11 protein-coding genes are annotated in these 9,426 nt (G+C 73.0%); 2 read left to right on the plus strand and 9 right to left on the minus strand.

Annotated features, from left to right (window positions below; genetic code table 11):
• Nucleotides 1–126: 126 nt before the first annotated feature.
• From kynU to paaA, 9 genes are all read right to left on the minus strand, one after another.
• Nucleotides 127–1,365, minus strand: a complete 1,239-nt coding sequence (gene kynU, locus REH65_RS20430; protein WP_406688693.1) for a kynureninase — start codon at nt 1,363–1,365, stop codon at nt 127–129.
• Complete coding sequence (locus REH65_RS20435; RefSeq protein WP_406688694.1) at nt 1,365–2,132, minus strand: alpha/beta hydrolase family protein; 768 nt, start codon at nt 2,130–2,132, stop codon at nt 1,365–1,367. The genes kynU and REH65_RS20435 overlap by 1 nt, the downstream gene beginning before the upstream one ends.
• A 109-nt stretch (nt 2,133–2,241) precedes the next feature.
• Nucleotides 2,242–3,090 carry a tryptophan 2,3-dioxygenase gene (locus REH65_RS20440; protein WP_406688695.1) on the minus strand — a complete coding sequence of 283 codons (849 nt, stop codon included), beginning with the start codon at nt 3,088–3,090 and terminating at the stop codon, nt 2,242–2,244.
• Nucleotides 3,091–3,131: 41 nt separating this feature from the next.
• The gene (locus tag REH65_RS20445) at nt 3,132–3,902 is read right to left on the minus strand and encodes an SDR family oxidoreductase (protein WP_406688696.1); all 771 of its coding nucleotides are present in this window, start codon (nt 3,900–3,902) and stop codon (nt 3,132–3,134) included.
• 9 nt (nt 3,903–3,911) lie between these two features.
• Nucleotides 3,912–4,982 carry a 2Fe-2S iron-sulfur cluster-binding protein gene (locus tag REH65_RS20450; RefSeq protein ID WP_406688697.1) on the minus strand — a complete coding sequence of 357 codons (1,071 nt, stop codon included), beginning with the start codon at nt 4,980–4,982 and terminating at the stop codon, nt 3,912–3,914.
• A gap of 7 nt (nt 4,983–4,989) precedes the next feature.
• The gene (gene paaD / locus REH65_RS20455) at nt 4,990–5,475 is read right to left on the minus strand and encodes a 1,2-phenylacetyl-CoA epoxidase subunit PaaD (protein ID WP_406688698.1); all 486 of its coding nucleotides are present in this window, start codon (nt 5,473–5,475) and stop codon (nt 4,990–4,992) included.
• Entirely contained in the window at nt 5,472–6,230 is a 759-nt protein-coding gene (gene paaC, locus REH65_RS20460) for a 1,2-phenylacetyl-CoA epoxidase subunit PaaC (protein ID WP_406688699.1), read from the minus strand. The genes paaD and paaC overlap by 4 nt, the downstream gene beginning before the upstream one ends.
• Complete coding sequence (gene paaB / locus REH65_RS20465; RefSeq protein WP_093414020.1) at nt 6,223–6,501, minus strand: 1,2-phenylacetyl-CoA epoxidase subunit PaaB; 279 nt, start codon at nt 6,499–6,501, stop codon at nt 6,223–6,225. The genes paaC and paaB overlap by 8 nt, the downstream gene beginning before the upstream one ends.
• Nucleotides 6,498–7,493: a 1,2-phenylacetyl-CoA epoxidase subunit PaaA gene (gene paaA / locus REH65_RS20470; RefSeq protein ID WP_406688700.1), complete on the minus strand. Its 996-nt coding sequence runs from the start codon at nt 7,491–7,493 to the stop codon at nt 6,498–6,500. Before paaA ends, paaB begins: the two co-directional genes overlap by 4 nt.
• 211 nt (nt 7,494–7,704) lie before the next feature.
• On the opposite strand from paaA, the gene REH65_RS20475 reads away from it, so the two are divergent.
• Nucleotides 7,705–7,947 (plus strand): acyl carrier protein, encoded by a 243-nt coding sequence (locus REH65_RS20475; RefSeq protein ID WP_406688701.1) that lies wholly within the window; start codon nt 7,705–7,707, stop codon nt 7,945–7,947.
• Nucleotides 7,947–9,419, plus strand: coding sequence for a class I adenylate-forming enzyme family protein (locus REH65_RS20480; RefSeq protein WP_406693202.1), 1,473 nt, complete (start codon nt 7,947–7,949; stop codon nt 9,417–9,419). The genes REH65_RS20475 and REH65_RS20480 overlap by 1 nt, the downstream gene beginning before the upstream one ends.
• Nucleotides 9,420–9,426: the final 7 nt, after the last annotated feature.

Below are 9,426 nucleotides of genomic sequence, written 5' to 3' on the forward strand. Positions count from 1 at the left end.
TGGGCGCTCGCGTCGCCTGGCGACAGTTTTAGCCATAATTGCGCATGATCAATGTCCGAAATGTCGGGACAATTATGGCTAAAACTGTCCACTGCCGGGCACCGTCGGGGCGGGGGAGCTCTCGGGTCAGGTCACCGCGCCGGGGCGGTTAGGGGTGGGGTCGTAGGCGCCCGTCGTGGTCGTGCGGTGGAGCCGGGTGCACGCCGCGAGGACGTCTTCGTGGGTGGTGTAGAGGGCGTTGACCCCGAAGCGGAGGACGTCCGGGGCGCGCATGTCGGCTATGACGCCCTCGGCGGCCAGGGCTTGGACGAGGCCGTAGGCGTGCGGGTGGCGGAGGGAGACCTGGCTGGCCCGGACGTCCGGGTTCGACGGGGTGATCGGGTCGAAACCCTCCGGCACCAGCAGGCTTTCCGCGCAGCGGAGGAAGAGGTCGGTGAGCGACAGGCTCTTCGCGCGGACCTGGGTGAGGTCGACGCCGTCGAAGGCCGTCAGGGCCGCTTCGAGGGCGAGCAGCGAGAGGATCGGTGGGGTGCCGATCCGGGCGCGGGCGATGCCCGCAGCGGGGGCGTAGTCGGCGTGCAGGCCGAAGGGTTCGGCGTGACCGGTCCAGCCGTGGAGCGGGGTGCGCCAGGAATCGTGGTGGCGTGCTGCGGCGTAGAGGAACGCGGGGGCGCCGGGGCCGCCGGAGAGGAACTTGTAGCCGCAGCCGACCGCGAAGTCCACCTCCCACTCGTCGAGGTGCACCGGCATCGCCCCGGCCGCGTGGCACAGGTCCCACAGCACCAGCGCGCCGACCTCGTGCGCTGCGGAGGTCAGCGCGATCACGTCGTGCAGCTCGCCGGTGCGGAAGTCGACCGGCGAGTAGCTGATCACCGCGACCCGATCGCCGTGCGAGGCCAGGAACTCCGGCAGATCCGCGGGCGCGACCCGGCGGACCTCGCGGCCGTGCAGCCGGGCCACCGAGTCCGCCAGGTACCGGTCGGTGGGGAAGTGCTCCGGGTCGGTGACCAGCAGCGACCGGTCGGGGCGCAGTTCGCACGCCGCGCTGAGCGCCGTGAACAGCTGCACGCTGGTGGAATCCCCGGCCACCACCTGACCCGGCGCGGCGCCGATCAGCGAACCGACGGCGTCGCCGACGCGCAGCGGCGACTCCCACCAGTCGTTGTCGTTCCACGAGCGGATCAGGTCGGTGCCCCACTGGCGGTGCACCACGTCCTCCAGCACCGGCGGCACCGCGGCCGGCAGCGGGCCCAGCGAGTTCCCGTCGAGGTAGATCACGCCCTCGGGCAGCAGGAAGCGGTCCCGGACGTGCGCCAGCGGGTCGGTGGCGTCGAGGTGGTCGGCGAGCTCGGCGAGTTCGGTCATCAGGAGCACTCTCCCGCATCGTCGTCGCGTTCACGGAACAACCGCCGCAACACGTCGGCCACCGCGGCCGCGGCCGGGTTGGCGGGTTCGATCAGCGCGTAGTGGCCGGTGTCCGGCAGCACCACGGTCTCCAGGTCCTCGTGCACCTCCGCGTAGTCGGTGAACTGCCCGTGCGGCACCTCCTCGTCGGCGTCGCCGTGCAGCAGGACCGTGCGCACGCCCGTGGTCCGGGCCTCGGCCAGCAGCGTCACCGGGTCCACCAGCGGCAGCCGGGCTTCGAACTCCGCGGAGCCCACGAGCTGCACCGCCGCGCCGTCGCTGAGGTCGTCGCGGCGGGTGGCGGCCAGGTCGGTGATCGGGGCCAGGGCCAGCACCGCGTCCGGCAGGCGCGTCGAGTGCCAGGGCGAGTCGGCGGGCAGCAGCCCGCGCGCCGCGCACCACAGCGCCAGATGGCCGCCCGAGCAGTGCCCGGCCAGCACGTACGGGCGCCCGGCGGGCAGCTCGTCGACGATCCGGGCGACGTCGTCGAAGGTCTCCGGGTAACCGCCCGCGCCGCCGGAGCGGCGGAAACCGGGCAGCAGCACCGAGAACCCCTGCCGCGCCAGGTAGGCGGCGAACGGGGTCAGGTGCATCCGGTCGTAGCGCCAGTAGCCGCCGTGCAGCAGCACCACCAGCGGCCCGTCGCCCGGCCACTCGTCGTAGCCGTGGTGCGGGTGCTCGCCGTACTTGCCGTGCTTCGGCGCCAGCACCGGCTTGAGGCTCAGCACCCGCTGCTCCTCGGCCGCCGCGCGCTCGGAGATCGTCCTGGAGCGCCCGGATTTCTCAGAGGGCGCGGTTTCCTCAGAGAGCCCGGATTGCTCAGAGAGCCCGGTTTCGTCACATGGCACCGCGGGCCTCCCACAGCTCGGGGAAGACCGGGATCGCTGCCCGCTTCTCCAGGTACTTCACTCCCGCCGACCCGGCGCTGCCGGGCTTGGAGCCCATCGCGCGGCGGACCACCATCACGTGGTCCAGCCGCCAGCGGGTGATCGTCTCGGCGACGTCGGTGAGCAGCTCGCCCAGCCGCAGCAGTGGGTGGCGCTGGTCCCCGGCGTAGACCTGCCGCCACACCTCCACCACGCCGGGATCGGAGGAGTAGGGCTCGGTGACGTCGCGGGTGAGGACGTGCTCGGGCACCGGAAGCCCCTGCCGGTGCAGGAACCGCAGCACCTCGTCGTAGAGCGACGGCTCCTCGTGGGCCTCGCTCAGTCCCTTGTGGACGTCCGGGTCGCCGGAGTGCGCGCGCAGCAGCGCCGTCGACTTCTGCCCGATGAGGAACTCCATGTGCCGCTGCATCGCCGACTGGAAACCCGACGCCTTGCCGAAGGCGGCGCGAAAACCGTTGAACTGCACGGGTGTCAGCGCCGCGATCGGCGCCCACGAGCTGTTGAGCGCCTGCAGGCCGCGGCGGCTGCGCAGCAGCGCGTCCATCGCGGTGTCGAGCTCGTCGGCCCGGAAGGACTCCCGCGCGGCCCGCCACTCGTGGACGATCAGGGTGAACCACAGCTCCATCACCTGAGTGGTGACCAGGAAACCCATCTCGTCGGCGGCGTCGGTCAGCGGTTCCTGCAGCGTGTTGAGCAGCGTCGCGCGGACGTACTCGTCGTAGGGGCTGGAGCCCTGGAACGGCTGGGTCAGGGGGTCGTCGGTGGACAGCTCCGCGATGGCGGAGGCGCGGTCGGTCATCACCACTCCTACGGGGACCGGAGGTTGCGGGATTCGGGGTTTCAGATCCGGACGCCGCCGCTGGCGTCGATCCACTGCCCGGTGGTCCACCCGGCGTCGCCGCCGGCCGCGAACGCGACGACGGCGGCGATGTCCTCGGGCTGCCCGAGCCGGTCGAACACCGACTCGGCCGAGTAGTTCCGGCGGATCTCCGGGTTGCGCAGGGTCGGGTTGATCTCGGTTTCGGTGAAGCCGGGAGCGACCGAGTTGACCCTGATGCCGCGCGGGCCGAGCTCCTTGGCCAGGGCGAGGGTGAAGGTGTCCAGGGCGCCCTTGCTCATCGTGTAGGCGATGATCGCCGGGTAGGCGAAGCGCGTCGTCACCGACGAGACGTTGACGATGGCGCCGCCGTCGCGCAGCCTCGGCAGTCCGCGTTGGACGATGAAGAACGGCGCCCGGGTGTTGATCGCGAACAGCCGCTCGTAGTCCTCCTCGGTCACGTTCGCGATGGTGCGGGGCAGGGTGATGCCCGCGTTGTTGACCAGCACGTCCAGTCCGGGTTCGGCGTCCTGACCTGCGATCTCGCGGTCGAACGCCGCCCACAGGGTGTCGGCGTCGCCAGGGACGCCGAGCTCGGCGTGCACCGGGAACGCGCGGCCGCCGTCGGCGACGATCTCCTCGACGGTCCGCTCGGCGGCGTCGTGGTCGTGGCCGTAGTGCACGGCGACCAGGGCGCCTTCGGCGGCGAGCCGCCTGCTGATGGCCCTGCCGATGCCGCGGCTGCCGCCGGTGACCAGGGCGGTGCGGCCTTCGTGGCGCGGGGTGGGGGTCACGTCGTCTCCTCAGGCGTCGAAGTCGAGCGCGAGCTCGTCGGTGCGGGGGCGGGCGCGGCAGGCGAGCGTGTAGCCGTCGGCCAGGTCGTCGGAGTCCAGGGCGTGCTGCGGCCCGAGCGCGACCTCGCCGGCGACGACCTTGGCGCGGCAGCTGCCGCACACGCCGTCGCGGCAGGAGTAGGGCACGTCGGGCCGGTGCCGCAGCACCGCGTCGAGCACCACCCGGTCCTGCGGCAGCATCGCGACGCTGCTGGTCCGCCCCCCGAGCGTCGCCGAGATCCGACCACCCCCGGGCGTGTCGGTCTCCGCGTCGAAAGCCGCGGTTCTCGACGCGGGGGACTGGAACAGCTCGGTGCGGACGTGGTTCGGGGGGACGTCGGTGAGGGCTTCCCGGGCCGTGGTGAGGAGGCCGGGCGGGCCGCAGAGGGCGTAGCGGGTGTCGGGGGTCGCGTCGAGGAGGTCCAGGAGTCGGCGCAGCTTCTCGGGGTTGAGGCGGCCGGTGCGGAGGTCCCCGCCGCCGTGCTCGCGGGAGGGGCCGCCGTGCTCGCGGGAGAGGACGTGGAGGACGTCGAAGCGGCTCAGGAACTCGTCCTTGAGGAGGGCGAGTTCGTCGGCGAGCAGGGCGTCGGCGGCGGTGCGGACCGAGTGCACCAGCGAGACCCGGCAGTCCGGGTCGTCGCGCAGCGCGGCGGCGGCCATCGGGGCGAGCGGGGTGATCCCGCTGCCGCCCGCGAGCAGCACGTGGTGCGCGCCCGGAGCGTCCGGCAGCCCGAAAGCGCCTGCCGGAGCGGACAGTTCGAGCACGTCTCCGCAGGCCAGCTCGGTGCGCGCGTAGCTGCCGAAACCGCCGGGGGTGACGGGTGCGAGCACCAGCCGCAGCGCCGCCCGGTCGTCGGGCGGCGGGCACACCGAATAGCTGCGCCGCAGCTCCCCGGCCGGGGAGCTGTGCCGGACCACGATGTGCTGGCCCGGCCGGTGCGCGAAGGTCCCGGCCAGCTCCGGCGGGACGCGCAGCGACAGCGCCACCGACTCGGCGGGGAGGTGGTCGATGCGGGTGACTTCCAGCGGGTACCAGGTCATCGGGGCCTCACATCGCCGTGATGCACGGGAAGATCTCCCGGCACCGCGCGCAGCGCAGCAGCGACTGGCAGCGCGTCGGGCCGAAGGAGCTGTGCGGGCGGGTGTCCTGCGAACCGCAGTGCGGGCACGGCGTTCCCAGGCCGAGGCCCAACGGAGTGGGCCCCACCGGCGTGGGGCCGCCGGGCGGCGCGATGCCGTGCTCGGCGAGCTTGTCGCGCCCGGACGCGGTGATCCGCTCGGGAGTCCACGCGGGCGAGAGCACGTGCCGCACCCGGCCGTCGGGGTGGCCGCAGTCGCGCAGCACGCCCTCGATGGCCTCGGTGATCGCCGGGATCGCCGGGCAGCCCAGGAACGTCGGGGTGAACTCGACCTCCACGCGCCCGTCGCCGGAGGTGCGCGCGGAGCGGATCACGCCCAGCTCGCCGAGGGTGATCATCGGCAGCTCGGGGTCCGGCAACGCCTCGACCCGCTCCCGAACCAGGTCCGCGCTCACCAGGTGCCTCCGGGGAACTGGCGGTGCACCGACTGCATCTCGGCGATCAGCGAGCCGAAGGCCTCGGTGTGCAGGCCGCTTCGGCCGCCGGTGGCGTGCCGGCCCGGCCTCGGCTCGGCGAGCCCGGCGCGGGCGAGCACCTCGGTGACGCCGTCGTGCCAGACCTCGCGCACCTCATCGGGTTCCGGGTGCAGCCCGGCCTCGACCAGCCGCTCCACCACCGGGTCGGTCTCGACGAGCTCGGCCGCGTGCGGCCAGACCCGCTCCAGCCCGGCCCGCATCCGGCGGGCGCTCTCCTCGGTGCCGAGCCCGAGCCGCACCGCCCAGTCGGAGGCGTGCCTGCGGTGGAAGGCGCATTCGGCGGCGGCCCGCTCGGCGAACGCGGCCAGCTCGGGGTCGCCGCACCTGGCCAGCCGCTCGTAGAACGGGACCGCGTGGTGGGTGAACACCAGCTGCCGCGCGATCGTCACCGCGAAGTCGCCGTTGGGCAGCTCCACCAGCAGCGCGTTGCGGAACTCCCGCTCGGTGCGGCCGAAGGTCAGCTTGTCCTCGTCCCGCCCGCTGCCGTCCAGCTCGCCGCCGTAGGACAGCAGCACCCGGGCGTGACCGATGAGGTCGAGGGCGATGTTGGACAGCGCCAGGTCCTCCTCGATCGTCGGCGCGCGCGTGATCCACTCGCACAGCCGCTGACCGAGGATCAGCGCGTCGTCGCCCAGCCGCAGCGCCAGTTCCGCGAGGTCGGCGTGCTCACGCATCCCCGTTCTCCTCGGTCATCGGGTACTGCTCCGGGTACCGGTAGGGCTTGTGGCGGGCGTTGCTGAAGAACGGGTCGTGCTCGTCGGGCGCGGACGCGTGCACGGCCTCCGAGGCCACCACCCACAGCGACAGCGGATCGCCGCGCCTCGTGTAGAGGTCGCGGGCGCGGGTGAGCGCCAGGTCCGCGTCGGCCGCGCGCACCGAACCGACGTGCTGGTGCGCCAAACCCCGGCGCGGGCGCAGGAAGACCTCCCAGGAAGCGCCGCTCATGAGGCCTCCTCGCGAGCCGCGTGGGCGAGGGCGGCTTCGCGCACCCACGCCCCGTCCTCGTGCGCGGCGAGCCGGTGGGCGATGCGCTGCCGGGCCGAGGGCAGGTCGTCGCCCAGCGCGTCCCGGTACACCTCCCAGGTGATCGGGGTGAAGTCGTAGTGGCCGCGCTCGGCGTTCCAGCGCAGGTTCGGATCGGGCAGGTCCAGGCCCAGCGCCTCGGCCTGCGGCACCACCTGGTCGACGAAGCGCTGCCGCAGCTCGTCGTTGGTGTGCCGCTTGATGCCCCACGCGATCGCCCGCCGGGACACCGCCGCGCCCATCGCCGCGGTGCGCTCGTCGGCGCCGCCCGCGACGGTGTCGGGCGGGCCGAACATCAGCGCCACCGCGGGCAGCCACCAGCGGTTCACCGCGTCCTGCGCCATCTCGCGCTGCGCGGGCGTGCCCCGGCACAGCGCGCGGATCTGGTCGTAGCCCTGCCTGACGTGGAACGTCTCCTCCTGGCAGACGCGCCGCATCGCCCGCGCGTAGGGCCCGTAGGAGGTGTGGCACAGCGGGGCCTGGTTGAGCACCGCGGCGCCGTCGGTGAGCCACGCGATCGCGCCGGTGTCGGCCCAGGTCAGGGCCGGGTGGTTGAACGTCGCGGCGAACCGCTGCCTGCCGTCGTGCAGCGCGTCGAGCAGCTCGTCGCGGTCCGCGCCCAGGGTTTCGGCGGCCGAGTACAGGTACATGCCGTGGCCAGCCTCGTCCTGAACCTTGGCCAGCAGCACGGATTTGCGGTGCAGCGACGGGGCGCGGGTCAGCCACGCGCCTTCCGGCTGCATACCGATGATCTCGGAGTGGGCGTGCTGGGCGACCTGCCGCAGCACCATCCGGCGGTAGCCGTCCGGGACCCAGTCGCGCGGCTCCACCGAGGCGCCGTCGGCGAGCAGGGCCTCGAAGCGCTCGGTGAGCTCCTGCTCGGACTGCCGCTGTTCGGAGAGCGGGGCGCTCACGGGTTCCCGCCTCGTCCGCGTTGCCTGCGCACCCCGCACCACTCCTCACGTGATCACCCGCGGTGTTCCCACCCGAGAAGGAGTGCCGATCCGGCGCCGACTATCCCGCCCGGTGGCGTGACGAACCTCACCGAGGGCGCGGGGATCGCGGGCGCCCGCGCGCGCCTCCTCCCCGGGGGCACACGTTGTCGAAGAAGCGAGAGAGGTTGCCATGAGCACCATCCGGGAGCTGCTGGTCGAACTCACCGGCACCGCCGAGTACGCCGACCAGGTCGGCGACGACGTCGACCTCGCCGCCAGCGGCATCGACTCCGGCGATCTGGTGCGCCTCGTGCTGCTCGTCGAACAGCGCACCGGCGTCGAGATCACCGCCGAGGACGTCGAGGAGCTGCGCACCATCGCCGACTACGAGCGCTTCATCGCCGAGCGCGCGGCCACCACCGGCGGCGCGTGATGTGGCTGGCCCAGCTGGCGGAGCGCAACCGCCAGTGCTTCCCGAACCGCACGGCCCTGGTCGACGACCGCCGCAGCGTCACCTGGGCGGAGTTCCACGACCGCACGGTCGAGCTGGCCCGCGGGCTGATCGAACTCGGCGTGCAGCGCGGCGACCGGGTCGTCGTGCTGTCCCAGGACCGGGTCGAGGTGCTGGAGAGCTACTTCGCGATCGCGCGCGTCGGCGCGCTGTTCGTGCCGCTCAACCACAGCGTCGCCGCCCCGGAAGCCGCCGAGATGATCGAGCGGGTCGGCGCCGTGGCGATGCTCGGCGAGTCCGAGCTGCTGGACCGGCACACCGACCTGCCGTCGGTGCGCGTCCGGGTCTCCTTCGACAAGCCGGAATTCGCCGCGCTCGGCAGCACGGCTCCGGAGGTGGAGCTGCCGGAGGTCGCCGACACCGACCCGGTGGCGGTGCTGCACACCTCGGCGACGACGGGCCGGGCGAAGGGCGTGACCGTCGACAGCGGCTCGTTCCGCGCCATCGCGCTCGGCTGGCTCGTGCAGGCGCGGCCGACCGACGACATCGTGATGGTCAACTGCTGCCCGCTGTACCACGGCAGCATGGTCGTGTCGCTGACCTACCTGGCGGCGGGCGCGACGCTGGTGCTGATGCCCGGGTTCACGCCGCAGCGCGCGCTGGCGGCGGTGGAGGAGCACCGCGCCACGCACATGTGGCTGGTCCCGCAGATGCTGCGGTTCATGTTCCAGGCGAAGGCGGCCGAGTCCGCGGACCTGTCGTCGCTGCGCGAGGTCCTCTACGGCGCGGCCCCGATGCCGATCGACGTCTACACCGACGCGGTGCGCCGGCTCGGCTGCGGATTCCGCCAGGTCTACGGCATGACCGAGGTCGGCGGCCCGTTCGTGACGCTTGGCCCGGACGAGCACCCGCAGCCCGGCGACGTCACCGCCCGCATCCCCTGCGGCCGGGTCATCCCGGGCATGTCCGCCCGCGCGGTGGACAAGCGGGGCGTCGAGCTCCCGACCGGGGAGATCGGCGAGATCGTGGTGCGCGGACCCGGTGTCATGCAGGGCTACTGGAACGACCCGGAGGCCACCCGCGAGGTCACCGTGGACGGTTGGGTCGTCACCGGCGACCTCGGGTTCCTCGACGAGGACGGGCGGATCCACCTGGTCGACCGCAGCAAGGACGTGATCATCCGGGCGGGGCAGAACGTCTACCCGTCGGAGATCGAGCGGGTGCTCATGACGCACCCGGCGGTCCGGGACGCGGCGGTGATCGGCATCCCCGACGACGACTACGGCGAGGTCCCGCTGGCCCACGTCGCCGCGGACGGTGTCACGGCACGGGAACTCCTGGCGTTCCTCAAGGAGAACCTCGCCCCCTACAAGCGCCCGCGCCGCATCGAGTTCATCGACGCGGTCCCCCGGAACCCGGCGGGCAAGATCCTCAAGAAGCAACTCCGACCCTGACCCGGTC

The organism is Saccharopolyspora sp. ID03-671, assembly GCF_045278815.1.
Lineage (GTDB): Bacteria > Actinomycetota > Actinomycetes > Mycobacteriales > Pseudonocardiaceae > Saccharopolyspora > Saccharopolyspora ipomoeae.